This is a genomic window from Candidatus Hadarchaeales archaeon, from assembly GCA_038823825.1.
Taxonomy (GTDB): Archaea; Hadarchaeota; Hadarchaeia; order Hadarchaeales; family Hadarchaeaceae; genus JAVZGN01.
This window is the reverse complement of the sequence record JAWBCC010000001.1, coordinates 276669-302861: the sequence shown is the minus strand read 5'-3', so window position 1 is coordinate 302861 and position 26193 is coordinate 276669. Positions and strand designations below refer to the sequence as shown.

General features: G+C 44.2%; 28 protein-coding genes and 1 tRNA gene. 22 read left to right on the top strand and 7 right to left on the bottom strand.

The genetic code is table 11. From position 1 onward, the window contains the following. Positions 1-10: 10 nt before the first annotated feature. From QXF64_01555 to QXF64_01450, 22 genes are all read left to right on the top strand, one after another. On the top strand, positions 11-400 hold the full coding sequence (locus tag QXF64_01555) for a universal stress protein (GenBank protein MEM1689179.1): 390 nt from the start codon (positions 11-13) through the stop codon (positions 398-400). Positions 401-487: 87 nt separating this feature from the next. Then, positions 488-1717 (top strand): ArsB/NhaD family transporter, encoded by a 1230-nt coding sequence (locus tag QXF64_01550; GenBank protein MEM1689178.1) that lies wholly within the window; start codon positions 488-490, stop codon positions 1715-1717. A 67-nt stretch (positions 1718-1784) separates the two neighbouring features. Next, entirely contained in the window at positions 1785-2786 is a 1002-nt protein-coding gene (locus tag QXF64_01545; protein ID MEM1689177.1) for a 50S ribosomal protein L3, read from the top strand. Positions 2787-2793: 7 nt separating this feature from the next. Further along, positions 2794-3573, top strand: a complete 780-nt coding sequence (gene rpl4p, locus QXF64_01540; GenBank protein MEM1689176.1) for a 50S ribosomal protein L4 — start codon at positions 2794-2796, stop codon at positions 3571-3573. After that, the gene (locus tag QXF64_01535) at positions 3570-3833 is read left to right on the top strand and encodes a 50S ribosomal protein L23 (GenBank protein MEM1689175.1); all 264 of its coding nucleotides are present in this window, start codon (positions 3570-3572) and stop codon (positions 3831-3833) included. The genes rpl4p and QXF64_01535 overlap by 4 nt, the downstream gene beginning before the upstream one ends. Then, positions 3830-4537, top strand: a complete 708-nt coding sequence (locus QXF64_01530; protein ID MEM1689174.1) for a 50S ribosomal protein L2 — start codon at positions 3830-3832, stop codon at positions 4535-4537. The genes QXF64_01535 and QXF64_01530 overlap by 4 nt, the downstream gene beginning before the upstream one ends. 5 nt (positions 4538-4542) lie before the next feature. Continuing rightward, positions 4543-4935: a 30S ribosomal protein S19 gene (locus QXF64_01525; GenBank protein ID MEM1689173.1), complete on the top strand. Its 393-nt coding sequence runs from the start codon at positions 4543-4545 to the stop codon at positions 4933-4935. A 5-nt stretch (positions 4936-4940) separates the two neighbouring features. Further along, entirely contained in the window at positions 4941-5390 is a 450-nt protein-coding gene (locus QXF64_01520; GenBank protein MEM1689172.1) for a 50S ribosomal protein L22, read from the top strand. Then, positions 5391-6065 (top strand): 30S ribosomal protein S3, encoded by a 675-nt coding sequence (locus QXF64_01515; protein ID MEM1689171.1) that lies wholly within the window; start codon positions 5391-5393, stop codon positions 6063-6065. Further along, positions 6049-6222 carry a 50S ribosomal protein L29 gene (gene rpmC / locus QXF64_01510; GenBank protein MEM1689170.1) on the top strand — a complete coding sequence of 58 codons (174 nt, stop codon included), beginning with the start codon at positions 6049-6051 and terminating at the stop codon, positions 6220-6222. The genes QXF64_01515 and rpmC overlap by 17 nt, the downstream gene beginning before the upstream one ends. Further along, positions 6215-6517, top strand: coding sequence for a translation initiation factor (locus QXF64_01505; protein MEM1689169.1), 303 nt, complete (start codon positions 6215-6217; stop codon positions 6515-6517). The genes rpmC and QXF64_01505 overlap by 8 nt, the downstream gene beginning before the upstream one ends. A 7-nt stretch (positions 6518-6524) precedes the next feature. After that, positions 6525-6797, top strand: coding sequence for a ribonuclease P protein subunit (locus tag QXF64_01500; GenBank protein ID MEM1689168.1), 273 nt, complete (start codon positions 6525-6527; stop codon positions 6795-6797). A gap of 2 nt (positions 6798-6799) precedes the next feature. Further along, on the top strand, positions 6800-7102 hold the full coding sequence (locus tag QXF64_01495; protein MEM1689167.1) for a 30S ribosomal protein S17: 303 nt from the start codon (positions 6800-6802) through the stop codon (positions 7100-7102). Next, positions 7102-7527 carry a 50S ribosomal protein L14 gene (locus QXF64_01490; protein ID MEM1689166.1) on the top strand — a complete coding sequence of 142 codons (426 nt, stop codon included), beginning with the start codon at positions 7102-7104 and terminating at the stop codon, positions 7525-7527. The genes QXF64_01495 and QXF64_01490 overlap by 1 nt, the downstream gene beginning before the upstream one ends. Before the next feature lie 3 nt (positions 7528-7530). Beyond that, positions 7531-7878, top strand: coding sequence for a 50S ribosomal protein L24 (rplX, locus tag QXF64_01485; protein MEM1689165.1), 348 nt, complete (start codon positions 7531-7533; stop codon positions 7876-7878). A gap of 4 nt (positions 7879-7882) precedes the next feature. After that, entirely contained in the window at positions 7883-8599 is a 717-nt protein-coding gene (locus QXF64_01480; GenBank protein MEM1689164.1) for a 30S ribosomal protein S4e, read from the top strand. Beyond that, on the top strand, positions 8596-9105 hold the full coding sequence (locus QXF64_01475; protein ID MEM1689163.1) for a 50S ribosomal protein L5: 510 nt from the start codon (positions 8596-8598) through the stop codon (positions 9103-9105). The genes QXF64_01480 and QXF64_01475 overlap by 4 nt, the downstream gene beginning before the upstream one ends. A 2-nt stretch (positions 9106-9107) precedes the next feature. Then, a complete protein-coding gene (locus tag QXF64_01470) occupies positions 9108-9260 on the top strand; it encodes a 30S ribosomal protein S14 (GenBank protein ID MEM1689162.1) in 153 nt (50 codons plus the stop codon). 10 nt (positions 9261-9270) lie between these two features. Continuing rightward, entirely contained in the window at positions 9271-9657 is a 387-nt protein-coding gene (locus tag QXF64_01465; GenBank protein MEM1689161.1) for a 30S ribosomal protein S8, read from the top strand. A 304-nt stretch (positions 9658-9961) separates the two neighbouring features. Next, positions 9962-10054, top strand: a tRNA-Arg gene (locus QXF64_01460). Between the two features lie 93 nt (positions 10055-10147). Then, positions 10148-11098, top strand: coding sequence for a hypothetical protein (locus tag QXF64_01455; protein MEM1689160.1), 951 nt, complete (start codon positions 10148-10150; stop codon positions 11096-11098). Between the two features lie 43 nt (positions 11099-11141). Next, positions 11142-12404 carry an SLC13 family permease gene (locus tag QXF64_01450; protein MEM1689159.1) on the top strand — a complete coding sequence of 421 codons (1263 nt, stop codon included), beginning with the start codon at positions 11142-11144 and terminating at the stop codon, positions 12402-12404. Between the two features lie 2 nt (positions 12405-12406). Here the strand turns inward: QXF64_01450 and QXF64_01445 are convergent, their stop codons facing one another. The 7 genes from QXF64_01445 to QXF64_01415 are packed head-to-tail and all read right to left on the bottom strand — an operon-like array spanning position 12407 to position 26149. Continuing rightward, on the bottom strand, positions 12407-18829 hold the full coding sequence (locus QXF64_01445) for a lamin tail domain-containing protein (GenBank protein MEM1689158.1): 6423 nt from the start codon (positions 18827-18829) through the stop codon (positions 12407-12409). Between the two features lie 45 nt (positions 18830-18874). After that, the gene (locus QXF64_01440; GenBank protein ID MEM1689157.1) at positions 18875-19708 is read right to left on the bottom strand and encodes an RNA methyltransferase; all 834 of its coding nucleotides are present in this window, start codon (positions 19706-19708) and stop codon (positions 18875-18877) included. Further along, complete coding sequence (locus QXF64_01435) at positions 19705-21159, bottom strand: RtcB family protein (protein ID MEM1689156.1); 1455 nt, start codon at positions 21157-21159, stop codon at positions 19705-19707. The genes QXF64_01440 and QXF64_01435 overlap by 4 nt, the downstream gene beginning before the upstream one ends. 54 nt (positions 21160-21213) lie before the next feature. Continuing rightward, entirely contained in the window at positions 21214-21639 is a 426-nt protein-coding gene (locus tag QXF64_01430) for an archease (protein ID MEM1689155.1), read from the bottom strand. Further along, on the bottom strand, positions 21636-23534 hold the full coding sequence (gene gatE / locus QXF64_01425; protein MEM1689154.1) for a Glu-tRNA(Gln) amidotransferase subunit GatE: 1899 nt from the start codon (positions 23532-23534) through the stop codon (positions 21636-21638). Before gatE ends, QXF64_01430 begins: the two co-directional genes overlap by 4 nt. Further along, a complete protein-coding gene (gene gatD, locus QXF64_01420; protein ID MEM1689153.1) occupies positions 23534-24859 on the bottom strand; it encodes a Glu-tRNA(Gln) amidotransferase subunit GatD in 1326 nt (441 codons plus the stop codon). The genes gatE and gatD overlap by 1 nt, the downstream gene beginning before the upstream one ends. Positions 24860-24895: 36 nt before the next feature. Beyond that, positions 24896-26149, bottom strand: a complete 1254-nt coding sequence (locus QXF64_01415; GenBank protein ID MEM1689152.1) for a glycosyltransferase family 4 protein — start codon at positions 26147-26149, stop codon at positions 24896-24898. Positions 26150-26193: the final 44 nt, after the last annotated feature.

The window sequence follows — 26193 nt, the reverse complement described above, 5'->3', positions numbered from 1 at the left end:
GAGAGGTTGAATGTACCGCCGGATGGTAATCTGTGTAACCGAAGCTACACCAGAAGAAGTGATTAAAGTTGCAGCAAAACTTTGTGGGAAAGAAACTGAAGTAATAGTTTTGCATGTAGTCAGAATTTTAACAGAACTTCAGAAAAAGGATGCAGAAGAGAAATTCGCTTGGGTGCTTTCTCTTCTAGAGAAAGAAGGAATAAAAGCAAGACTTGAACTGGTAGAGTCGGCGGATGCGAAAAGCGCAATTGTTTCTTTCGTGAAAAATGTTTCGGCAGACATAGTAGTGACTGGAACCATTCAGAAAAAAGGTATTCTCGGAGTAATCTCCGAAAGCATATCGGACTACCTCATCAAGCACATACCTTGTACCTTGATCCTCGTGAAAAGAGCTGATTAGCAAAAAAGGTGCCATCTTTCTATGCTTGCTTTTCTTGCTTTTTTTCTTTTCATTCTGGCAATTATTCTGACACTAACTCATCCGCATGTGAGGATCCCGTTCACTAAGAAAAGAATTCATTTGGATTTCGGAATTGCAACTTTGATATGTGCTCTTATTTTGCTGATTTTTTCTGGTGAACGATGGATGCTCCTCCATCGAGGCATGATGGGGATAGATAACCTCCGACCGTTTTCTGTGATAATCCTAATTTTATCTCTCTCCTTCATTTGTTTGACCTTGGAATACGTCGGTTTTTTTGAGTACGTGGCTTTGAAATTTTTAAAAACAGCGCGGAATGGTAAAAAACTCTTTCTAAACATCTTTATCCTAACTTTTTTGCTTACTTTGCCTACAAATAACGACATCGTCATTTTGACTCTCACTTTTACGATACTTCATATATGCCGACATGCAAAAATAAATCCAATACCATTCCTCTTTCTTCAATTTTTTAGTACAAACATCGCTGGAATGGCACTTTATATCGGAAACCCAACAAACATCATCGTTGCAGATTTTGTTGGTATAGATTTCGTAGAATTTGCCAAATTTATGCTGCTTCCTTCCTTTCTTTCAACTTTGGTGTGTACGATTGCCCTCTGGATAATCTTCAGAAAACAGATACCAGAGAGTCTGGAAGTTCAAATGGAAGAAAATCTCGAGATAATAAGAGATAGAAAAGCCATGTGGGCCGGTCTGCTTTGCCTTTTTCTGACAATAACTCTAATTGGATTACCGAAAAGCATAACAAAACTTCCGGCTTGGAGCATCTCTTTGATTTTCGCCATTTTGCTCGCCTTTTTCATTAGCTATAGGAAACTCCTCAGAAAAATCGCAGTTAGAGTACCTTGGAAAATTGCCCCCTATCTTATTGGACTGTTTGTACTTGTGGAGGGCCTTGCATACACTGGTTGGACAGCAAGATTCTCCTCCATTTTTTCTATTTTTAGGATGAGTAGTATATCCATTGTAGCAGTGTGCTTCGCAGCCAGTTGGTTGTCTGGATTTATGAATAATCATCCGATGGCTGTTTTCTTCTCAAGAAGTTTGAACGTTCAAAATAAGGGAGTAGCTTTGGCCATAATAGCCGGCAGCGACATTGGCCCTTGCACCATGATCACGGGTTCGCTGGCTGGAATAATGTGGTCTGAAATACTCACCCAGTCTGGATATCCGATCTCGTTTTCAGAATTTACCAAATACGGGTTCATCATCAGCCTTCTTGCCATATTTACCACATCGGCCGTAATTTCTGCCGAGATTCTACTTTTTTAAATATCCACAGTTTATATTGACGATTGACTAAAGAATGAAGTAGCGAAGTAGAAGGAGGACAAAAAAAATGGGAAAGACGAGTAGACCAAGAAGAGGATCTTTGGCGTTTTCGCCGCGAGTCAGGGCTAAAAGACCCTATGGTAGAGTACAGACTTATCCTATATCGGAAGAGGTTAGGCTCCAGTTGTTTCCTGCGTACAAGGCAGGAATGAGTCATGTTTTCATAATTGATGACAGAAAAGGAAGCTTAACATATGGGCAAGAGATATCTGTGCCAGTTACTGTTTTAGAGACTCCGCCAGTTTTCGTTTGTGCTGTTCGCATCTATGCAAAGGCTGAACGGGGTAAGAAAGCGATTTATGAAGTATGGGCCAAGGACCTGCCAAAACAAATTTTCCGAAAAATTCCTAAAATCAAGAAATACGACTTTGAAAAAGCGATTAATAAAGCCGAAGAGCTTGTGAAAAGCGGAAAAGCTGTTGATGTTCGAGCCATTATCTGCACACAACCTTGGAAGGGGAATGTTCCTAAGAAAACTCCGGAAATCGTTGAAGCCGGAGTTAGTGGAAAATCTTTAGAAGAAAAGTGGGAATACTGCAAAAAGATTCTCGGCACCGAAATTCAGGTTTCAAAGATTTTTAATGAGGGAGAGTTTGTTGATGTTATAGGAATCACAAAGGGAAAAGGATTCCAAGGACCGGTTAAGAGATGGGGCATAAAGATTCTTCCGAGAAAAACCAGAAAGGGGCGGAGACAGGTTGGATCAATCGGTCCTTGGACTCCAGCAAAGGTCATGTGGACCGTACCAATGGCTGGACAGATGGGATATCACCAGAGAACAGAGTTAAACAAACGAATACTAAAAATTGGAACGAATGGGAAGGAAATAACACCGAAAGGTGGTTTTTTGAGGTATGGTCCAATAAGGTCCGATTACATAGTGGTTAGTGGATCAGTTCCAGGGACAACAAAGAGACTGCTTCTTTTGCGACAGGCGATTAGACCACCCAAGTTCCCGAGCGGAACACCGACTATCACTTACATAAGTCTAAAGTCTCAACAGGGGTGAGTAATGTATGGAAGTAAATGTTTATTCGCTTGATGGAAAGGTCGCAAAAAAGATAACCTTGCCAAAAGTTTTTGAAACAGATATCCGTACAGACGTCATAAGACGCGCCGTTCACGCGATCCAGAGCGCTCGTCGGCAACCATACGGCCCGGATGAGATGGCTGGTAAAAGAACCACAGCCGAACCTTGGGGTAAGGGTTATGGTGTTTCAAGAGTTCCAAGAGTAAAAGGAACCAGATATCCCGCTGCCGGAAGAGCTGGATTTGTTCCGCATGCTGTGGGGGGCAGAAGAGCCCATCCACCGAAACCGGAGAAAAAGCTGGTAGAGAAAATAAACAAAAAGGAAAAAAAGTTAGCTGTAATGTCTGCGATCGCTGCAACAAAAGACCGAAAGCTTGTTATGAAGAGAGGACACGTTGTCGACGGAATACCCGAATTTCCGCTGGTGGTGTCTGCAGAGATAGAAGAATTAAAGTCTGCCAAAGAAGTAGAAAAGTTTCTTAAAAATATTGGTGTTTGGAAAGATGTAGAAAGGGTTATGAGAAACACAAAAATAAGAAGCGGACGAGGAAAAATGAGGGGTAGAAAATATCGAGTGCCTACCGGACCACTTATTGTGGTGGGAGAAGACAGAGGAATAACAAAAGGGGCACGTAATATCCCCGGGGTTAATGTCACTACAGTTGAAGGTCTAAATGCGGAGCTTTTGGCTCCTGGAGGGATACCGGGGAGACTAACAATATGGACAGAAAAAGCGATAGAAAAACTTGGAGGCATGTTCGCATGAAGGATCCACAAAAAGTCATAAGGTATCCTAAAATGAGCGAAAAAGCGGTAAGAATGATAGAATCTGAAAATAAACTCGTCTTTGTGGTAGCAGACGACGCGAACAAAATAGACGTTAAAAGAGCGGTCGAGGCGCTTTATCAGGTGAAAGTCGTTAAAGTCAATATCCTGCGGAGTCCGAAAGGCGAGAAACTTGCATATGTCAAACTAGCACCGGAGTATTCCGCAATGGATCTGGCCACCAAACTGGAGGTGATATGATGGGAAAGATAATCAGAGCTCAGCGAATAGGAAAGGGATCCCCAACTTATCGGGCGAAATCTTGGCGGAGAGTTGGAGAGATAAAACTTCCGCCACTTAGAGATGGAGAGGCTGTGGTAGTCGACATCATTCATGATCCGGGAAGGAGCGCTCCAGTTGCAAGGATAAGATATAAAGATGGACAGGAGAGACTCGTTCTCGCTCCTGAGGGTATAAAGGTAGGAGACAAAATAATGGCTTCGCCTTCGGCACCCATAAAACCTGGAAACACTTTGCCACTCGCGGAAATTCCGGAGGGAACCCTCATCCATAATGTGGAGCTTAAGCCGGGCGATGGTGGAAAACTGGCGAGAGCGGGAGGCACATACGCGATCTTGGTTTCGCATGATGTAGGAAAAGCAATAGTGCAGCTACCTTCTGGAGAACTCAAGGAGCTGGATCCAAGATGTAGAGCAACTATAGGTGTAGTAGCTGGAGGAGGAAGAGACGAAAAACCTTTTCTAAAGGCTGGAAAGAAATATCATCTGATGTTGGCAAAGGGCAAGCCGTATCCAAGAGTCAAAGGAGTGGCGATGAACGTGGTCGATCATCCTTTTGGGGGCGGTAGAGGGAGACATGCGGGTAGACCAAAAACCATCAGAAGAGGTGCGCCGCCGGGACAGAAGGTTGGACTGATTGCTGCTAGGAGAACTGGTAAGAGGTGATGTAGATGAAGAAGTACACTTATAGAGGATATACCCTTGACCAGCTTCAGAAAATGTCTTTAATCGAGTTCGCCAAATTACTTCCAGCTAGACAGAGAAGAACAATCATGAGGGGGTTTTCACCAAGACACAAAAAACTTCTTGAAAAGATCAGAAAATGGAAAGAAAACAATATTCAGAAGCCAATACGCACACACTTGAGAGACATGATAATACTTCCAGAAATGGTTGGTATGAAGTTTGCAGTTCACAACGGGAAGGAGTTTGTGACAATTGAAATAGTTCCTGAGATGATTGGCCACAGATTGGGCGAGTTTGTTCAGACAAGAAAAAGAGTTGTACATGGGGCACCTGGTATAGGAGCCACTAGAAGCTCGATGTTCATACCACTGAAGTGATTGCGATGCCAAAGTTTGGCTATTCTAGAGAGATACCCGAACCTTGTGCAAAGGCTTATGGTAGAGAATTGAGAATTTCTCCAAAGGACGCTGTCGAAATATGTCGGGCAATCCGTGGGATGAAACTAAGCGAAGCCAAAAAATTTCTGGAAGAGGTAAAGAAAAAGAAAAGACCTGTTCCATATCGTACACATAAAAAGAAGTTAGCTCACAAGACCGGAATCGGTCCGGGAGCATATCCGGTTAAAGCTGCTACCGAAATTCTGAAAATCTTGAAGAATGCGGAAGAAAACGCTAAATACAAGGGGATGGACGAGGAAAAGCTCGTGATCGCGCATGCCAGCGCATATAAAGGGATTGTCATTCCTGGAATAATGCCAAGAGCATTTGGAAGAGCTACGCCAGCGAATAGACCGTTAACCAACGTAGAAATAATCTTGAAGGAGGAGAGCTGAATGGCCGTAAAAGATAAATTCGTTGAAATGGGAATCAAAAAAGTCGAGCTTGAGACGTTCTTGGAGAAAACACTCGGAAGAGCAGGATATGCTGGCGTAGATATCAGAAGGCTTCCAACTGGGACGAGAGTTGCTCTTTATGTTGAAAGACCGGGAATGGTGATCGGAAAAAAAGGAGGAAAAATACATCAACTGGAAGAGGAATTGGAAAAAAGATTCAAAATTGAGAGACCTCAGATAGAAGTCCTTGAGATAAAAAATCCAGAGCTTTGCGCCCCCATAATGGCCAAAAGAATAGCCTTCGCTATTGAGCGAGGCATAAACGTTAGAAGAGTCGGACAGATGATGTTGCGAAGGATAATGGAGGCAGGAGCCAAGGGGGCCGAGATCGTGATTGCTGGGAAGATCGCCGGAGAAAGAAAGAAACGAGTCAGGTTTTATCAAGGATATCTCGTTAAGACTGGAGATCTAGCTCAGAAATATGTAAGTTATGGTTATGCACAAGCTTTAACTAAGCCCGGAACAATAGGAGTGAAGGTATGGATACTTCCACCAGATGCTCCAATTCTGGACAAAATTTGGATAGAAGGACCTAAAGTTGTGGAGGAGGTGGACGTCTCTGAAAGCGAAGGAAATAAGAGCGATGAGCGAGGAGGAAATGAAGGAGAAACTTAGAGAGCTTAGAGCTGAACTTGCAAGAGCCAGGGCAGTTGTCAAGGCTGGTGGTACTCTTGAGAATCCTATGAAAATCAGACAGATAAAGCGCGATATTGCAAGAATATTGACAATCGCAAGGGAGAAGCGACAAGGGAGGGGGATCAAAACTGCCTGAGATCTGCAAGATCTGTGGTCTTCCGAAGGATCTCTGTGTTTGTCGGGAAATTTCTCGCGAGCAACAGAGAATTCAGGTATATTCTGTCAAAAGAAAGTTTGGTAAAGTCGTTACGATTGTTGAAGGAGTAAGTCAAGAATCCATGAAGGATATTGCAAAGACTTTAAAGTCTAGATTGGCTTGTGGAGGAACGGTTAAGAACAACCACGTAGAATTGCAGGGAGATCACAGGGAGAAAGTGAAGGAAATCCTTGTGGAACTTGGTTTTTCGTCTGAAATGATTGATTTGAAGTGATCTTGAAATGAAGATATCCGAAAAAGATATTGCAAAACACGAACTCATTGGTCTAAAGGTAAAAATTCTGACGAGCTCATGTCGGTCGCTGATTGGATTGGAAGGCAAGATTATCGATGAAAGCAAAAAAATGATTGTTTTAGAGACGAAGAACGGGCCTAAAAAAATACCAAAGGAGACATCCGTTTTCTTTTTAACCCTTCCCGACGGAAAGGAAATTAAATTAGAAGGAAGGAGAATCGTAGGAAGACCAGAAGATAGAATAAAGAAGGCGAGATAAACATGGCTGAACAAAAATGCAACGATCCAAAGTGTCCGCTGCATGGGCAACTTTCAGTGAGGGGCAGGGTACTTGAGGGCATCGTCGTTAGCGACAGAATGATGAAAACCGTCACTGTGCAAATCGAAAGATTACATTATGTTCCAAAATATGAGCGATATGAGAGGAGGACATCAAAAATACATGCGCACAACCCGCCGTGTATAAATGCGAAAATTGGCGATAGAGTTAGAATAATGGAATGCAGACGGCTGAGTAAAACTAAGTCTTTCGTCGTCGTTGAGAAGCTGGGAGGTGGCGGATAATGGGAAAGAAAGGGGCTGGTGAAGCGTTTGGAGTGTCTCCAGTGAAACCAACGAAGGTATTGCCCGTAGGAGCGAGATTGGTGTGCGCAGATAACACCGGAGCTAAGGAACTTCAGATAATCAGCGTGATCGGTTATCATGGGACTAGGAAGAGAATGCCAAAAGCTGGAGTTGGCGACTCTGTTATTGTGTCAATAAAGAAGGGAACTCCGGAACTCAAAAAGCAGCTTGCTCAGGCAGTTATAATACGACAGAGGAAAGAGTATCGCCGAACCGATGGAATTAGAATAAAATTTGAAGATAATGCTGCAGTCATAATAAATCCCGACGGATCGCCTAAAGGTTCTGAGATAAAAGGACCGATGGCCAAAGAAGCAGCCGAAAGATGGCCCAAGGTTGCTGGGATTGCCTCAATGGTGATGTGAAGTATGGTTAGCAAGAAGCCGAGAAAACAAAGAAAGAGAATCCATTCTGCGCCGGTTCACGCGAGAAAAAAATTTGTAAGCGCACATTTGGCTAGAGAACTTGCTGAAAAGTTTGGAAAGAGGAGTCTTCCCGTAAGAAAGGGTGACAAAGTTAGAATTCTGCGTGGAGATTTCAAAAATCATGAGGGTAATGTCACAAGGGTAGATCGGAAAAAAGGTAGAATATACGTAGAGGGGGTAACCGTCACAAAAGCTGACGGGACTGCGGTTCCTAGACCCGTGCATCCTTCCAACGTGATGATTATAGAGCTTGCGCAGGATAAATGGAGGGAGAAAATCCTGAAGAGGTGAGAGAATGGCAAAGATGGGTGGAAGAAAACAGATCAAACGCTATTCAATGCCACCGGTAATGAGGTTGCCCGTTAAATCAAGCAAATGGTTGACGAAACCGATACCCGGTCCACATCCTGTGGATAAGTCTATTCCTCTTCGAATAATAGTTCGAGATTACCTGAAATTAGCGGGAACAGCGAAAGAAGCCGACAGAATCATATTCTCTGGCAAAGTGATTGTGGATGGTGTGGTAAGAAGAGATCCAAGATTTCCGGTTGGATTTATGGATATTTTGGAGATTCCTGACATAAACAAAACATATCGTGTTTTTATCGATGAACTTGGAAGGCTGAAGCTATTGGAAACCAACAAAGAAGAAGCCGGTAAGAAGCTTTGCAAAGTTGTAAAAAAACAGTGCGTTCGTGGAGGAAAAATTCAACTCACTATGCATGATGGAAGAAATATTGTTGGAGATTTGAAAGATATTGGGATCGGGGATGTCATTGAGCTTTCGGTTCCGGATGGAGAGCTCCTAAAGCACATTCCACTCTCTGAAAACAAACTTGCGGTTGTGACGGATGGACAACATACGGGTAAAATCGGAAGAATAGAGGAGATAAAAAAAGAAACCAAAACTGTTAGACTTTCGACTAACGGAGAAAAAATAGAAACATCCGTAAACTATGTGTTTGTGCTCGGTGATGAGAAACCCCTTGTAGACGTGGGTGTTGCAGCATGAATTCTATGAGAGAAGTCAGAATAGAGAAGGTTGTTCTCAATATCGGAGTTGGTGAGGGGGGTGATAGACTGGCAAACGCTGAGAGAATTCTAAAGGAAATAACGGGAAGAAATCCCATCAGAACTCTGGCTAAAAAGACTGTGAGGGAGTGGAATATCAAGAGAGGAGCTCCCATCGGATGTAAGGTGACGCTCAGAGGAAAGATTGCGGAAGAAGTTCTCGACAGGCTTCTCTATGCTGTGGACAGAAGGATAAAAGCATCCTCATTTGATGATAAGGGAAACTTTTCTTTTGGAATAAAAGAACATATTGACATACCTGGATGTAAATATAATCCGGAAGTTGGTATCTTTGGGTTAGACGTTTGTGTGAGTCTTTGCAGACCAGGATATCGGATAAGAGATCGTAAGAGACTAGCCAGAGCGATTCCAAAGAGCCACAGAGTAACGAAGGAAGAGGCGATAGAATTCATAAGCAAGAAATTTAATGTAAAGGTGGTGGATTAACCGTGGAGAAAAAGGAGCGAAAATTCGGAAAAGGAGCAAGGCGGTGTAAAGTTTGCGGTAGATATAGGAAAGTTTACCAGTGTCATGGGTTACTTCTTTGTAGAAAGTGTTTCCGGGAGCTGGCCCCAAAAATGGGTTTCAGAAAATATAGCTGAGGTGGGATAGATGCTTTTAGATCCTCTGTCCAATGCTCTGTCGAAAATTATGAATGCGGAGCGAGCTAGGAAGAAGGAAGTCGTGATCACTCCAGTGTCGAAGCTGATAATCCAAAGTCTTGAGATAATGAAAAGAGAAGGATACATTAAAGATTTCGAAATCCTAAAAGAAGATAAGCCAAAAGCCAGAGTTTTACTGTCTGGGAAAATAAACGCCTGTGGACCAATAAAACCAAGATATTCGGTTAAAAATAAGGAACTTGAAAGTTGGGAAAAGAGATTTCTACCGGCTGCGGAGATGGGTATATTGATAATGACAACATCTAAAGGATTGATGACGCATAAAGAGGCTAAAGATCTGGGCCTAGGCGGGAAGCTCCTAGCCTACGTTTACTGAATTGTTTGAATGGTGAGAGTTCACAGCTGTGCACTGCAGACCTTTTTTAACTCAAATTTGAATCAGTGAAAATCTCTTCACTTAAAGCTCTTCCCAGGGATTTCAAATTTCTCCAATTTTCCCCAGCTTTCCTCGGAGTAAATGAGAAGAGATTTTTCAGTTTTTTGTGAAGTTGTCCTATTTGACTTTACGTGGTGTGAAGTTCACAGCTGTGTACTCAAAACAACCGAAAAGATGAGAATTCACGCGTGCGCACCCGCCCCATAGGAATAGATTTTCAACCCTTAAGGAGTAGTTAAGTTAGGGGCCCGTGATCCAGCCAGGACAGGATGCCCGGCTTCGGACCACCACGGGGGAAACCGGGTAGTCGTGGGTTCAAATCCCACCGGGCCCGCCAATACCACACGAGAATTCATTCTTATGCCAGAATCTGTTGCTAACTGTATGACAAAAAGCAAACAATAAAAATCCACTATGTCTATATTCTGTGATGAAAAGACACCTCGCTCTTGCAATAATTCTGGCCACATCCTTAGTAGTGCTCAACAGTATGAATGTATATGGACAAGTAGCGGACAATAAGGACACATCACAAACGAATCCGTCCGTTGTGAAAGTCGGAGTGTGGATCAATGCGATAGAAAAAGTGGACGTCCCATCCCAAACTTTTACGATAGATTTCTACATATGGTTCAAATACAAAGACGTAGAACCGAATATAGAGTTCTTGCGTGGCGCTCCTTCAAGGATAGAGCTAGTGACGAAAGAAGAAAGAGAAAATGAAAATTACATCGAATACAGAGTAAAAGGGACATATATCGGCTCCCTAAATTTCAGAAACTTTCCATTCGATGAGCATCTTTTGCAAGTAGAAATCGAAGACAAACAAAAAGGTATTTCACAATTGGTTTTCGAACCTGATTTGGAAGAAAGCGGACTTGATCCAAACCTACAAGTGCCCGGATGGGAAGTAAAGGATTTTAGGTGCCGAGTAAGCGAGCACGTTTATCCGGATGAAAACTTCTCAACGTTCGCCTTCGGTGTCACAGTTTTTCGCTCTAAGATTTCCGCCCTTTTCAAAACGATATTTCCAATAATCATCATTACCCTGATTTCCCTGCTTTCGTTTTCAATTTCCGTCAAAAACTTTGGTCAGAGAGTGAGTATCTGCGTAACAACACTTATGTCGGCCGTAGCATATCATCTGGCCGCGCTGAGTGGTCTTCCAGCGCTTGGCTATCTCACTCTTTTTGACAGAATAATGCTGGTAATATATTCTCTCTTCCTTTACAATCTCCTGGTCTCCGTGCAAGCTATGAGACTAGTTGAGTCTGGAAAAGTAGAAGACGCGGAAAAATTCGAATCAAAAATGCAGAACTTAATACCCCTAGTCGTGATTTGTCTTTTCCTTCTTTACGTGATAGGACTGGGAGCGATTTAAGTGCAAATGAGCTTAAAATACTGGTCAAAGATTGGGTGAGCCAATGGAAATAGCCAAGATTTCGGCATTCATCATTTTCATTCTGTGTTACGCGTTCGCCATCACAAGAAAATGGAAAATTGCTTACATTGGGATAACATCCGGCATAGCGATATCTCTCATCTTGCTCTTTTCAAACCTCGCTTCACCAAAAGAAATCGTAGACGCGATCAAATGGGACGTATTGGGGATTTATTGGGGTTTCATGATGCTGTCCATGATTTTTGCAGACAGCGGGATCCCAAAATATCTCGCCTTCCATCTCCTCAGAAAAACCGACAGTGAGGGGTCTGCCCTCATAATTCTATGCGCAATAACCGCTTTCCTTTCCGCCTTTCTCGAAAATGTTGGAGTTGTTCTCCTCATGGCACCAATCCTCATAGAAATTGCGAGAAAGACTGGAACACCTCTTTTTTATTACTTAGTGCCGGTTGCAATATCTTCAAACATGTCAACCACGGTAACAATGGTCGCAGATCCTCCTTCCATCATCCTCGCTGCAGAAACTGGAATGAAGTTTTGGGATTTTTATCTCTTCCAAGGAAAGATCAGCATCGGGGTTATCTCAGTCGCCGGGGTGCTTGCTGGCTTACTCGCTCTCTATTTTGTTATCGGAAAAAGACTCAGGAAAAAAACTCATCTTGAAGAAGAAGAAATCCAGATAAATCCCCTACCCGCGTTCATTCTAGCATTCGGAGTCGTTCTTCTCATAATCGGTCAGAAAATAGGAATACCATCCGGAGTTGCTGGACTTGCTGTTGGTTTGATTTCCTTGGCCGTTGCACACAAAAAATCTGTCACCATGATGAAGGAATTCGATTGGAATTCATTTTTCTTTGTTGTTGGTGTATTCCTGGTGATAAATGGTGTTGACAAGATAGGACTCCTCAAAGATTTCGCGGGCGGAATAAGCAGAGTGAGCGCGGGAAGTCCCACACTTTTGCTAGCGATGATCACTTGGATGTCTGTCGCAATATCCTCGTTCATGGACAATGTGCCCTACACGGTCTTGATGATACCGGTCTGTAAACACTTGGCAGAAGTAACAGGCGTTTCCCCATTTCCGTTCCTCTTTGGAATGTTGATTGGAACCGGCGTTGGCGGAAACATAAGCCCGGTCGGTGCCACGGCAAACGTCTTTGCGGTCGGAATTCTTGAAAAGCATGGACACAGGATAAAATTGAGAGAGTATCTTAAGATAAGCGTTCCAACGACGATCGCATCCGTGCTCGTCGGTCACCTGCTTCTCCACTTGATCTGGATGTGATTTTACCTTTTGGTCTTGATTACAAACACGATAATTAAGATTGCAACGACTAAAGCTGCGAGTATCCACTCCACTCGAAGACCTTCTTCAACGCTGACCAAAAACGTCCATCTTTCCTCCAGCAGATTACCAGCTCCGTCCTGCAAAGAAATGAATATTTCATGTTCGCCCGTTGACAGCCCCTTGTCCGGCAAAAACCAGACTGTTTTCGTTGCCGGATCATAAGAGAAATCCACTTTCTGACCATCGACCTTCAGAACTATTGAATCTTGATCAATTCCGGAGATGTCATCAAGTACAATTTCGATAGTAGGTGTAGTAGAGAAAACTGTTTGACCGCTCCTTGGTGTGGCAGAAACAATCTTCGGCGGAGAGGCATCTGAAAAATATATCAAAACCCTATTCAATCTTGGTGTAACATACTCGCTTTGCGTTGTAAACATTACTCTATACTGGATATATCTACCTGGCGGGGAAGTTATTGAACTATCGGGACCAACATCCTCCCAAGGCGACCACCTAACGTTATCTGTAGAGGTTCTAGTCTGGAAAACCAAACTAGTCCCATCCAAGATTCTTCCATCCCAGTTTAATCGCTCCCACTTCATAATATCTCCAGCGTCAAAAATTCTTGAAGTGAAAATGCCCGATTTTTTGAATGATTCTATGAATCTAAACGGTATATCATCCTGCATCTTGGATTTGGTCGACCATGTAATCCCACCGTTCGTAGAGTAGACAAAACAGGCTGTGGTCCCTGAAAAGGTAAGATCAGGATGTGGAGAGGACGAATATGTTCCAAGTAGACAAACATCATACCTGTTTCCGCTCGTTGAACCTGGAGATTTCAAGCCCACCACGTACTGTGCCGGAGATAGACTCAAAGGTGCATCGAAGAGTGCTCCAACCCATCCCCACCTATTTTCAATAGTGGTCGAGTCTCCAACTGAGACGCTTGCTAATGTCGATGCTCCTCTCTGCAGAACCAGATAAAGGTTGTCGTGGGGTGTGCCGCTCTTTCTAGCGTAAACCTCGATACCACAAACCCTTCTCAATAAATCCGTTTGAAATCTCTCTCCTTTGGCGTTGTCCCCGAAAACGCCGATTTCATAAGCATCCGTCCTAAGCGTGTAATAAGGATTCCCCTCGTAAGTTTTATCTGAAAAGTTCAGGATATAAACTGGTTCTCGGCCTAGATCCTTCCAAGATGAACCGTCAAAGATCAAAACTCCTCTGTTATTGTTCGTTACGAGACCGTTTATCCACGTTTGATTAAACGGCCAAAGGCTCCTAATATTTATGAAATCTTGTGAAGAAGGCGCTACACCGAAGTTTTCCCAAGAAATCACTATATGATATGTCTCACCCTTTCGCAACATGCCTGGCGAAAGGAGATCTACGGTCCACCATTTGCTACTTGTGACCTTCAGAGTCTGCCAAGCATTTGACCAAGCGAGAATCCCACTGGGCTTTCCGGTGCCATCGTCCAACTCTAGCCTAAATCTCCAAGTGAGATCCGTTCCGGTCTGATAAAGATAAATCATAAATCCGGTAAGGGTCTTTGAAGCCTGTGCAACAAACCTTATTGAGACCTTCTTCTCAAACGAATCCAAGTTCGTCCATTCGGTATAATAGTATGAAGCAGCAAAATCATTTCCCCAATATTCTTCCGGTTGTAAGGCTAAAACACCTGAAGTAAACGAAGCCACATTTTCAAATTCTCCAAACCTAAAATCGTTATAATCACTTACCCAGGATCCTTCCCAAGTGGAAAGAGCAGCAGCGGAGCCACTAAACAAAATTGGAAAGACTAAGGCGAGACTCAAAAAAACCAAATTCCCCTTCCTTACTACCTTCACAAAAGCTGGAGCAAAAATGTATATTAGCGAAATACCTGCGATAACCCCTCCCACAATCATTGCGGCGACAAAGTATGTTGAGGGAGGTACCGCCGGTCGAATTGGCTGACCCATCTCCATTGTTCCACGGATGAGAATCTCCCTCTTGTTACCGGCAACATCAGAGGCAACTATCCTTATCACATTCTGTCCCGGACTCAATCTGACCTCTTTCTCAAACGCTCCCGGTTCGAAGATAACCGGCATGCCGTTTATTTCAAGCCTAACCGGATTTGCGTCGCTTACCGTGCCCCGCACTATTATCTTATCTTGTGTTGTCACAAATCCGTCTCTAGGTTCAGAAACGGTAACGATTGGTGGTGTTTTATCTGGAACGTACTCTATCGAGTACTCCTTCAAAACGGGGGTCAATGAGCCAAACCCATATAAAATAGCTTTGACCTGCAGATATCTGCAGTTGTAGACTGGGCTCCGAATGTTTCTTGAATCGAGCGGCTCCCACTCAGACCACAAAAAGCCATCTGGTGAGGACCTGGTGAAGAACTCTATCGATGTATCTGTCGGTGTGTCCACATCAAACTTTAACTCCCCCCAACTGTCCACGTAGCCCAATAGGAGTGGTTGGCTTACGAAAATGCCCTCCCGATAGATGAGCGGAAGATGTTCTATCTCTAGCACTTCAACTAGCGGTGAAAATCTGAAATCGGTTGAGAAGAGTTGAATGCGATACTGGAGATATCTGGATCTAAAGGCAAGATTGTCACCAACGTTGAAAATAATCCAGTCAGTCCAATTTTCCGGAGGAAATGGCTCATCGGTTGGATCGTTGTCTGATCCAAAACGAACTTCCACAACTATTGATGTTCCGTAAGATTTCACAGCTCTAACTGCTAAGTAATCGATGTAAATAGTCGTCTGTGTCCAATCCATACTGTCTGAATCTTCGAATTTCACGAAGAGATTTTCTCCCCCAATCAAGTAATCTGGCAAGTCAGAAAGTTTGAAAGACATGAAGTTCGGCGAAGCGGGCAGGACACCAAGCTTTACCCAGTTAGAAGTTGAATTTTTCCAAACACTTATCTCTATGTTTTCATCGTTGTCGGAGAAGCCAAGGATCATTATTTCCGCATTTTCGTATGAATTATCCAAACCTGAGAAAACATAACCCCACCTTAACGCATACTGATTCCTCGCGACTTGAATCTCTGCTACGAGCCTATCTGCTAGCAATTTATGAGCAATCGGCTCTGAAGATCTTATTCTGATTTTTATCAAGTTATCGCTTGAGACATATTCACTCCCGGTAACTCTCACAACCAGAACATTTTCAACCGTGTTGTCGCCGATATGCCTAAGGGAGTTCTCACTATACGTTCCCGTTATCCAGTTGTAAATTCCAAGATAGTACGTCGCCCCATTTTCCGAAGAAAATTTCAGATAAATTAACAAGTTTTCAACTTGGTAACCAGGTGGTAAGTTCAATCGGAGAGAAGACTCAGTAGATATATCGTATTGATAGGAAAGCTTGGGATATCTCCAGAAGCTGTTGTCTCCGTAAGCCCTCACCAGATACGTGAATGATCCATCGAAAACAAGTCTGTCGTTTGCATTGCTGATCGCCGCTGGTAAGTCCGTCATTTTCACCCATCGATTTTCTGGTATTATGAATCTGCCGAATCCAACTCTCGGACTACCGAATCCAACCGCATAAATGATATTCTCATTTATCACTTCTTGTGCTCCTCCAGCCCCCCATGTTCCAGGAGCGCCCGCAAGTCTATCCCAAGTGTTATCAGCAATGTTATATCTCCAGTATTGGCTCATTCCGCCGACTGCGTAGTAGAGATATCCGCCCACCGCAACGAGCGATGAACCGCTTCCCGGACTCCTCGGGGTCCCACCATAAACTATCGTGTACAATCTTGTCCATGAATTATCACTTATCGAGAAGACATAGAGTGCGTTATCGGTTACAGCTTGGAAGATTCCATATATTTTATCTCCTCCATCCCATGCGATGCAACTTCCAGTCCTCTGATCAATCGGAACATTTGGTAGGTTTTCCCATTTGTTTTCTGGGATGTGATATCTCCAAAAATTGGGAAGACTGTATCCTCCTTTGGTCATGTAAATGTAATTATCTTTAGTCCACACCATTCCGCTACCGGCGAATGCCTGAGCCGGCAAGGGTCCGATATTCTCCCACAAGTCCGCCGCAATGTCGTAACGGTAGAGATGTCTAGTATCGTGGGCATAAACATACTTTCTGCCCGACAATATGTTTTCAGCGTAGCAAGCGGCTCCATTTGTCAAAAGTCCAGGCCAGGCCGCCATATTTTCCCAGTTTTCCTCTGTTATGTACGACTGAACAGAAAATACCTCAAAATATATTCCATCTTCATCATTCATCAAATCCGGAGAACTTACATTATCGCCTTTCAAAACTATTGTGGTTTGCTGATTCTCTAGGAAAACTTGTGACTGTTGTCCTACAATTTTCTCTGAAATGTTTTCAAATAATCCATCTAAAACGAACGTTTGCGAATAGTTGGCAAGTGGCATGGGAGTTGGTGGAATTTCGGGCGCGCTCAAAGAATTTTGAGGATTTCTCACCGGTCTTACAAAGAAATCAAAAGAATTGTTGTTTGTGTCGCAAGCATTTCCTAAATTCTCATGCATGCCTCCGACCAACATGTCAGCAATTGTGGAAAATGGTGTGGCTCTCCGCTCTACACTCTTGTTATTTTTTGTAGTTCCATGGTTTGGGGCCGGTGGTCCTTCTTCAGTATAATTATGACCGCTTCCATAACTGACAGCATCCAACACATTGCCAAAATTATCTACGAGTCTCAAATGTCCGCTGTCCGCAATTGTATCCGTCATCTGAGCATCTCCCTGCACACCTTCGATCACTCCTCCTGGATACCCCTGTCCATTTACAGCAAGATAGAAACCGTACGCAGGGATCTTCGCTCCGCTTGGAAATACAACCCTGTCGTACCAACTCGTGCCGGTCACTGACCGGTACTGAATCTTCCATCCTGTGAGATCAACATCTGAGGATGTGGGATTGTATATCTCGATAAACTCTTGATATGCGTTGTCGGGCCCTCTCGTTGCAAACTCGCTTATAACTGGATGATCTGCGGGATACCAAATCGGAATCTGACCAACCCTATTAGAACCATCTGGTAATGCGCTTGGCTCATCTGAAGTTTGAAACACGCTTTCTACTATCCCATCTGGCTTGGAGTAAGACCAGGATATCTTTCCCCAATCCGTCTCCGCGCCGACATCGATAACTCGCGAATAAAATGACTCAGCTGTAGAAAATAGCGGAGGATTGTACTTCCAAAAGCCTGTTGAACCGTGGCCACGCAGGAAATAAACGACACCATCTATCGCCGCTAACCGACTGCCGTTTCTTCTTCCAACACCCTCTGGAAGATTTGCCAACTTTTCCCAACTGTTCGTGCTGATACAGTAGCGATAGAAATTGTCCGCGTAATCATGTCCTGCTCCATCTCCTCCCTTCACGGCGTAAATGTAATCTCCTGCCCAGACGATAGTGCCTCCATCATCGACACCCGATCTGTCCTCCGGTCTTCCGTTGTAAGGTATAGGCGCTAGTTCCTCCCATCGGTTCTCTTTGAGATGATATCGCAGAAAATGGCTCTCCTCTAGTCCGCTCAATGTTTCATTATATGCTCCGACCAAGTAGTATAGATAATTATCTCCCGTCCAAACCATGCTCGAACCGTCATCACATCCGTATGGAATGGTTCCACTTACCCCATACCGGCTATATCCACCAACCCACTGGATGACCTCCCACTTCGAAGGTTCGTTGTCCGGGTCCATCTCCCATGCAGCGATGTTAAATCTGGCAAAAACCATTCCTCGCCTGCCCGCCGCAGCAGATGAGCTAGTAGTTCCTATTATCGCATATATGTACTCCTTTCCATCAAGTCGCACCCATGCCATCGCATTTCCTGCACCCTGATACCATGGAGTATTCTCCAAGATTTCCCAGGTGTTCGTCTTTATGTCATACCTCCAGAAATCCCTGTAGAAATCGGAATATGCGCCACCACGCATGACATATATATAACGTCCGCCGTCCCAAGCCATACAAACGCCATTCTTCACTACATCTAGCCCGCTTTCGGTTGGACTCGACAGAACCTCCCATCTGTTTGCTGACACGTTGTACCTTCTAAATGCGTCCGAATAGCTTCCTTTCCGCCAGAGAACATAAATGTAGCTTCTTCCATACTCGTCCTTAACGCCCACCATCGCCTTTCCATCGTAATCCGCCCAGCTTTCGATATTTTCAAGAGAGACCCAGTTGTCCCCGCCAATTTTCTCCAGGCGCAGGCTCAGCTTGTCAGAAATCTGTTCCGGTCCTATTCTGAGCCTGACTTTTCCATCAACAACTTCAGTTCCCTGGAGATAAATTTCCGGAGATGAAAAATCACGCTCAATGAAGGTTTCTCCCGATGTAGCAAATGCTATGATGTGGCAGAAAACAAATACCACCAGCGCCAGTAGCGGAAATTTCCTCATGCCTTCCACAAAATATTGTCAAAAAACGGTTAAAAAGTTTCCGAGTCAAATGCTGCGCAAAACGTTTAATATAGCCAGTGATGCGATGAGCGCTTCCTCCGTTCTCACCGTTTCCGTTCCCTGTCCCGGGACCATGTTTATCACCATGTCAAAAAGATCTTCGGTTTTTACACCCTCTCTCGCACATATTTCGAAAAGCCCGGCATAGGGGCCTCCAAAAGCTACCGTAAGAGGATCTCGGACAGATTTAAGAAGGTGCATGACATCCTCCAGATTCCTGCCATGCTTAGAGGTTCCTATCATGAAACCTGAACGCGACATTCGAACGGCTTCGCTCAGACTGGGGGCAGTATAAACTCTGTATCCCCAATAATCCTTTACCTCCTCTTTCCTAACTTCCTCCACGATCAGATAATCTCCGATATCTTTGAGTATCCTCACGGTAATTCTTGTGCCTGGCTTAACCTCTTCGCTTAGAAGTCCCCGCTTTGGAAGACCTAACTCGACTATGCTCTTTCCTCCTTTAGAAGAAATGACAGCCCCCTCGCGTATCTGTTGGCGAGAGGACCTCTCATGAACAGATGGATGATGGGGCGTGCGTAAGGGAGGAAGCATTCCTGCAAATTTGAGCTCTTCTTTCTTTCTAAAAAGTATCTTTCTGAGATATTGGGGTGTTTCCATGTACTCGAGTATGAGTTTTATAAGATTCATTTCCTCTTGTGGATTTTTCACCTTCGGCTCGTGATCGTCGTATATCCACACTGAGTCTACTCTGAATATCGCTAAAGCCCTACCAACAATCCCAATCTTAAGCGTTTTTTGTCTTAAATCTGAGACGTCGCACACAAGAGAGGCCGGAAGGAGGACTCTAAATCTCATCCTTTTGCTACTCCTATCGGGCGCAATCTTGCAACTTTGATGGCGATTCCAGCTCGATGCGAAACATCTGCAACACGATCGACATTTTTGTATGCCTCTGGTGCCTCCTCTGCGATAACAGAAATCTTCGCCGCTTTCACGACTATTCCCTGAGATTCCAGCGCTTTCTGAACATAATCGCCCCTGAAGCTCTTTAGAGCAGCCGCCCTGCTTAGATGACGCCCTGCTCCGTGAGCCGTCGAACCAAAAGTCTCCCACATGGCTAAATCTGTTCCAACTAAGACATACGAAGCAGTCCCCATATCTCCAGGAATAAGAACTGGCTGTCCAACATCTCTGTATGTCGAAGGAACATCGGGGTGTCCAGGACCGAAGGCTCTGGTTGCACCCTTTCTATGAACTACAACTTTTCTTTTCCCATCATCGACTTTATGCTCTTCGAGTTTTGCTATGTTATGGGCAACATCGTAAATTATGTGGAGACCCATGCTTTCTGCATCTTTTCCGAATACTTGCTCGAAGGACTCTCTCACCCAATGAACGATCATCTGCCTGTTAGCCCAAGCATAGTTAGCAGCACACTTCATGGCCGAGAAGTAATCCTGCCCTTCTTGGGAGGTGAATGGAACGTTTACAAGCTCCCGGTCGGGAAGTTTTATTCCATATTTGTGAACGACGTGTTCCATTCTGCGCAAGTAGTCTGAACAGACTTGGTGACCAAGACCTCTAGAACCTGTGTGAATCATCACAGTAACCTGGTCTTCCTCAAAGATCCCGAATTTCTTTGCGACCTCCGGGTTGTATATTTTATCCACAACTTGAACCTCGAGGAAATGATTTCCGCTGCCCAAACTGCCGAGCTGTGGAAACCCCCTCTTTTTGGCTTCTTGACTAACTTTGCTCGGATCTGCACCCCCCATACAACCTCCCTCTTCCAGTCTCTCCAAATCTTCTTCCCATCCGAAGCCATTTTCCACCGCCCATTTTGCTCCCAACCGTAGAACGTCATCAAGCTGTTGTGGTGTGAGCTTAACATGCCCTGTGCTACCTAAACCCGAGGGAACATTTCTGAAAAGAGTTTCCACTAGCTGACGAAGTTTTGGGATAACATCCTCTTTCTTCAATTCTGTGCGTAGCAGTCGAACACCACAGTTTATGTCGTAACCAACCCCACCCGGGGATATCACGCCCACCTCGGCATCTGTTGCAGCTACGCCACCAATCGGAAAACCATAACCCTGATGTCCATCGGGCAAAGTTATGCTATATTTGTAAATCCCTTTAAGGAAAGCAACATTTGCCGCCTGTTCTAGGGTCATATCCTTACGCATTTCTTCGAGAAGTTCTCTGTCTGCGTAAATTCTCGCCGGAACCAGCATACCGGGCTTATAATCGCTTGGAATTTCCCATCGTACTTCATCTATTTGTTTGATTTTCCCCATCCACGTCATAAAAAGTCACCAAAGATAATTATCAAGGAGAGGGAATATTATCTTTTTGTTTTTTCAGATATCTACCACAGCCTGAACCAGCCACTCGTCATTTTTCTTTTTTATTTCCATCATGTGATACGTCATTGCCTTGACGGCTGTGCGTCCCTCATGTCTGCTTGGATCGAATTTCTCCCCCCAAGCTTTCGCATTTAGGAGAAAGCCCTCGGAAATCTGTGCAATGTTCACCTCAAACTTCGAAAAAACTAGTTGCTCACTGTCGTGTAACGCTATCAATCTATCTAGCCAGTCATACAAGAGGGACTCCGGATCCTCCGACCTCAATACTATCGATTTCTCGATTTCAGGCCGCACAGTGGATGTGTCAACCATTATCTCGAAAAGCGCAATTGCAGCGTTTTCAAAAGCTTCTGAGAGAGTTCGCCCATAAGCACGGAATCCAACATCGCTCGGATGTTCAATCCAATCAAACCTCTTCACTTGGCTTCCTCCCTAAGAACCTTTCTAATTTCCTTCTCAAGCAATTTATGAACCGTTTCCCCATCAACACGTCCACGCAAACTTTGCATTAGGATTCCCATCAGAGGCTGGAGAGCAGCCTCTCTTCTTTCCAAAATGAAAGATTTTTTCTCACACACTACTTTTCGGACAAACTCGCACAAATCCCGCTCACTTATCGACCACAAATTAAGCTTATCAATCGCTTCTTTTACCGAAATCCCGGAAGAAATTTCCCTAAGAATTTCTGAGATTCCTTCTTTCGCAATTTTTTTCTTTCTAACAAGAATCAAAATTTCAGCGATGTCCTCCACTCTTATTCTCTCGACTTGAACACCTTCCCTCCTCAGACTTGTCAGAGTTTGCGTCAAAAGAGTCGCTACAAGGGTTGGATCCGCCTTGGTTCTTTTTAAAAGATCTTCAAAAAGTCGGAAATCTCCATAAAAAACCATCTGCTCCGCAAGTTCACGACTCAATTTGTATGACTTCATAAACCTTTCGATCTTTTGTTCAGGACGTTCAGGAAGTTTTTTCTTTATTTTGGCAATCCTTCTCTTGTCTATGGGAATCGGTGGTATATCGGTTTCCGGATACATTCTGGCTGCTCCAGGCAGTGGACGCATAAACTCGGTGGTTCCATCAGAAAGAGCTCTTCTCGTTTCTTCCGGAACTCCAACGATCGCCATATTGGCCCTTTCGACTACTGCTCTTAACGCATTCTCCGCATCTTTGGGTTTAGCCACCGTTAAAACTACAACATCATTTTCGGAGGCACCCATCTCATTCTTTAACTTTGAAACTTCCTCATCCGAGATTCCATAATTAGGAAGTTCATCGGTATGGAAGATTCCTCCAACTTTGCCGAAAACTCTCGCCCGATCTGCAAGCTCCATTCCAAATCTTCTTCCCGGACAAAGTTCCATTCCCAATAGACCGGCAAACCCAGCTAGCTTTACGGCAAAAACGTCTGCACCGCTTTCAATAGCTTTCTTTATCATTCTACAAGCCGTATTTTCGAAGATGTGTGTGACTTTGCGAATCTCACAGGGGTTCTCCTTGACTCCACGCCTGTTCAGCTCATCTTTAAGCTTCAGCAGACCAAGTTGCCTAGCGGCTTCAAATTCGATCACCTTCGGAATCAGTGAAAGTTCTTGAATGCCTTTTATCTCCTGTCTCGCTCCACCAGAAATCGATATATTTATATCTTGCCTAGTTGCTCCTAACCCCCATTTTACCTTGCTAGTCATCCTGCAGAGCTGACCGATATAAAAAGCAACCTTCGCCGGTGTCTCTGGATCTGAAAATTCTGCCGCGGTCGCTATCTCCACTAGCGGGATTCCTAACCTGTCAAGACGATATTCTATATATTCCTCTGTTTCTCCCACCTTTCTCGCGGCATCCTCTTCCAAGCAAACGGTCGTGATTTTGTATCTTTTTCCTTCTACTTCTATCCATCCATCCATCGCAATTAACATTGTGCGCTGAAATCCAGAGGTGTTGCTTCCGTCTATTACCACTTTTCTCATCACATGAACTTCATCTACGGGCTTCGCGTTGAGTAATAGACTTATTTCGAGAGCTGCATCTATAACGTCATCACGAACTGAATGTGGCGGCTCCTCGTCCAGTTCCACTAAACAAGTTGTGTCCGAATCCATTTGATATTTGAAGCCTTTCCCCTTGATGGCTTCAGCAAGCGCCGCCCTGTCGAACTCGCCTAACTCGCTCTGTGTCGGTCGGAGTCTTCTTATTACCGTGCCTTCCGGCGTTTTGTCTGAAAGCAGGGTAGGACACGCACAAAACAGTTTTTTAGTTGCGAGTTCTTGATGAATTTCGAGCCCCACTTTCAGACCGATTGCGCCATAATCTATTATCATCACCTTCCCTCCCAAAACTCGACAGACGGCGATCTTTCAGATATCTCCCCAGCCATGTTTGTAAGCATCATTTCGTGGATTTTTCTCATATTTTTCGTATGGCCGAGAACATACATGAGCTTCACGAAGGCTGTTTCTGGGAGCATATCTTCTGCGGGAATTATGCCCAGATTTAGCAGATCCCTGCCCGTTGAATAGACTCGCATGTTTACTCTTCCCCATATACACTGGGAAGTCATTACGACTGGAACACCCCGACTTATGGCATCTTTTATTCCATCGAACATCGTCTCAGGCACGTGCCCCAAACCTGTTCCTTCAATCACAATCCCACGATATCCAAGATTCACAATTGCTTCCAACACTTCAGAACGAAGACCCGGCGTGGCCTTGAGAAGTATTACCTTTGGATCAAATTTACCGTCCACCCTGACCCTCCCTTTTTCACTCGCTCTGCGATAGTTTTCCTCAATTATTTTTACCTCTCCATCTTTGATCAAAGCCAATGGTTTCTGATTAACGCTGACGAAAGCATCACGCCTACTGGTATGACATTTTCTAACCTTTGTACCCCTGTGAGCCAAACAAAAATCATCAGACATTGAACCGTGCATAACCACGGTAACTTCCGCCACGTCGGACTTTACAGCAAATGCTACCGCGGAAATCAAATTCAGAAAAGCATCACTGCTTGGTCGATCGGAAGATCGTTGCGCACCAACGAGAACTACTGGCCTAAAGAGACCTTTAAGCATGAAACTCAAAGCAGCTGCGGTATATCCCATCGTGTCTGTGCCGTGAGTAACTACCACACCTCTGGCTCCTTTGTTTATCTGGTGGGCAACCTCCTTTCCTATCTTTACCCAGATATCGGGTCTCATGTGCTCGCTGAAAACTCTGCACACTTCAACAACTTCTATGCTTGCTAGTTCGGCGAGTTCTGGAACGATGCTATAAAGCTCCCCAGCAGTTAAAGCTGGAAAAACGGCTCCCGTTCTATAATCAACTCTGCTGGCTATCGTCCCCCCAGTCCCCACAATCGCAACTCTTGGTTTTTCTTTAGGAGCCGAAGGTGGAGGTGCTAGCAGAATTTTCGGGGGGCTTCCTTTCTCAAGAACTTCAAGTTTTTTGATGGATTCAACGCGAATGCCAATATTATAACCGCTCTGCAACTTCACTACCAAATGCTTTTCATCCGCCAGTTCTGTTCTGGGCATCAAAAGACCTTCAAAAATCCCTTTGTCGGTTTCGATCCTAATCTTGTCCCCAACGGCTGCCCCCGCTTTTTTCAAAAAATCTGCAACCAAACCGCGATATCCAGTCATCAAGAAAATTTAAACGCAGGCTAACTTAAATGTAGCCTAACGGCGTGAAAATTCCTGCACTGTCTCCTCATAAACTTTAATCGTTTCTTCGGCAACTTTCTGAATCGTGAATTTCTCGAGTACTCTTTTTCTTGCATTTTTACCCATTTGTCTTCTCAGACCGTCATCCTTCAAGATTTCAACAACAAACTTTGCTATGTCACTTGGATCATCCGGATTTATGTGTGCTCCACACCTGTCAGGTCCCCAAGGAATTACCTGCTCACGCATGCCCGAGACCCCCCTTGCACCTACGACCACTGGTTTACCCATTGACATTGCCTCCGTACAGACTAGACCGAAGGGCTCATATTTTGATGGAAACACTGCAACATCACATGCTGCGTATCTCAGAATTCTATCCTCCTCTTTGACATACTTGTACTCAAGAATGACGCTCTTTTGTATTCCCATGTGTTCAACCATTTCTCTTATCATTTCCTCTTGGTCTCCCTTTCCAAGGATCAAGAGTTTCGCGTTTGGGACTTCTTGAAGAATCATTGGCATCGCTCTCACAAGTGTGTCTGCACCTTTTATCCAAACCAGTCGTCCAACGAAAAATATGAGCGGATCATTGCCTATTCCAAGAGATTCTCTGAATTCCTTGACTTTTTCTTCTGGAACTCTCGCTGGATCATATTTCTGCTCGTCGATTCCGTTATAGACTACTCTTATCTTGGCTTCCGGGTATCCAAGAGAAACCAACTGGTCTCTCATAGCGTAACTTACTGTGACTATTCTATCCGCAATTTTTCCGGCTTGCTTTTCCAGCGATTTTATAGTCACTGAACCATCGCCACTCCTGCCTTCTTCAATTGAATGTAAATGAAGAATAAATGGCAACTGAAGCATCCTTTTACAAAGTATACCTGCCATGCAGCCGAGCCAATCATGTGAAACGATTAGATCGAACTTTCTGTTGTTCTTGCCGACCAAAAGATTTACAGCCTTGGTTGCAGAGAGAATGTTATACATCAAAACATCGGCAAAATAGCGCTGCGATTTTGGAGGCCAGTATTTTATGTCCTCTGGAACTATGCAAGGGAGAAGATCTGTGGCATCTGCGAGAAGTGGTCTGTGAACTTCAACACCCTCAACCAGATCGGTAGTGACGGCATCTCCTGGATTCATTGCGAAAAGCGTCACGCTATGACCAAACCTGGCAAATCTTCGACTCATCTCATACGCGTAAGTTCCAAGACCACCCACGAAATAGGGTGGAAATTCAAAGGAGAAATATAGGATGTTCATGTTTCACCTTATCGGTTGAAGATTTCATGGTATTTAAATCTTTC

Coding starts and splice junctions, on each gene's coding strand:
- QXF64_01555 (MEM1689179.1), top strand. CDS start 11: ATGTACCGCCGGATGGTAATCTGTGTAACCGAAGCTACACCAGAAGAA.
- QXF64_01545 (MEM1689177.1), top strand. CDS start 1,785: ATGGGAAAGACGAGTAGACCAAGAAGAGGATCTTTGGCGTTTTCGCCG.
- rpl4p (MEM1689176.1), top strand. CDS start 2,794: ATGGAAGTAAATGTTTATTCGCTTGATGGAAAGGTCGCAAAAAAGATA.
- QXF64_01535 (MEM1689175.1), top strand. CDS start 3,570: ATGAAGGATCCACAAAAAGTCATAAGGTATCCTAAAATGAGCGAAAAA.
- QXF64_01530 (MEM1689174.1), top strand. CDS start 3,830: ATGATGGGAAAGATAATCAGAGCTCAGCGAATAGGAAAGGGATCCCCA.
- QXF64_01525 (MEM1689173.1), top strand. CDS start 4,543: ATGAAGAAGTACACTTATAGAGGATATACCCTTGACCAGCTTCAGAAA.
- QXF64_01520 (MEM1689172.1), top strand. CDS start 4,941: ATGCCAAAGTTTGGCTATTCTAGAGAGATACCCGAACCTTGTGCAAAG.
- QXF64_01515 (MEM1689171.1), top strand. CDS start 5,391: ATGGCCGTAAAAGATAAATTCGTTGAAATGGGAATCAAAAAAGTCGAG.
- rpmC (MEM1689170.1), top strand. CDS start 6,049: ATGAAGGAGAAACTTAGAGAGCTTAGAGCTGAACTTGCAAGAGCCAGG.
- QXF64_01500 (MEM1689168.1), top strand. CDS start 6,525: ATGAAGATATCCGAAAAAGATATTGCAAAACACGAACTCATTGGTCTA.
- QXF64_01495 (MEM1689167.1), top strand. CDS start 6,800: ATGGCTGAACAAAAATGCAACGATCCAAAGTGTCCGCTGCATGGGCAA.
- QXF64_01490 (MEM1689166.1), top strand. CDS start 7,102: ATGGGAAAGAAAGGGGCTGGTGAAGCGTTTGGAGTGTCTCCAGTGAAA.
- rplX (MEM1689165.1), top strand. CDS start 7,531: ATGGTTAGCAAGAAGCCGAGAAAACAAAGAAAGAGAATCCATTCTGCG.
- QXF64_01480 (MEM1689164.1), top strand. CDS start 7,883: ATGGCAAAGATGGGTGGAAGAAAACAGATCAAACGCTATTCAATGCCA.
- QXF64_01475 (MEM1689163.1), top strand. CDS start 8,596: ATGAATTCTATGAGAGAAGTCAGAATAGAGAAGGTTGTTCTCAATATC.
- QXF64_01465 (MEM1689161.1), top strand. CDS start 9,271: ATGCTTTTAGATCCTCTGTCCAATGCTCTGTCGAAAATTATGAATGCG.
- QXF64_01455 (MEM1689160.1), top strand. CDS start 10,148: ATGAAAAGACACCTCGCTCTTGCAATAATTCTGGCCACATCCTTAGTA.
- QXF64_01450 (MEM1689159.1), top strand. CDS start 11,142: ATGGAAATAGCCAAGATTTCGGCATTCATCATTTTCATTCTGTGTTAC.
- QXF64_01445 (MEM1689158.1), bottom strand. CDS start 18,829: ATGAGGAAATTTCCGCTACTGGCGCTGGTGGTATTTGTTTTCTGCCAC.
- QXF64_01440 (MEM1689157.1), bottom strand. CDS start 19,708: ATGAGATTTAGAGTCCTCCTTCCGGCCTCTCTTGTGTGCGACGTCTCA.
- QXF64_01435 (MEM1689156.1), bottom strand. CDS start 21,159: ATGACGTGGATGGGGAAAATCAAACAAATAGATGAAGTACGATGGGAA.
- gatE (MEM1689154.1), bottom strand. CDS start 23,534: ATGATAATAGATTATGGCGCAATCGGTCTGAAAGTGGGGCTCGAAATT.
- gatD (MEM1689153.1), bottom strand. CDS start 24,859: ATGACTGGATATCGCGGTTTGGTTGCAGATTTTTTGAAAAAAGCGGGG.
- QXF64_01415 (MEM1689152.1), bottom strand. CDS start 26,149: ATGAACATCCTATATTTCTCCTTTGAATTTCCACCCTATTTCGTGGGT.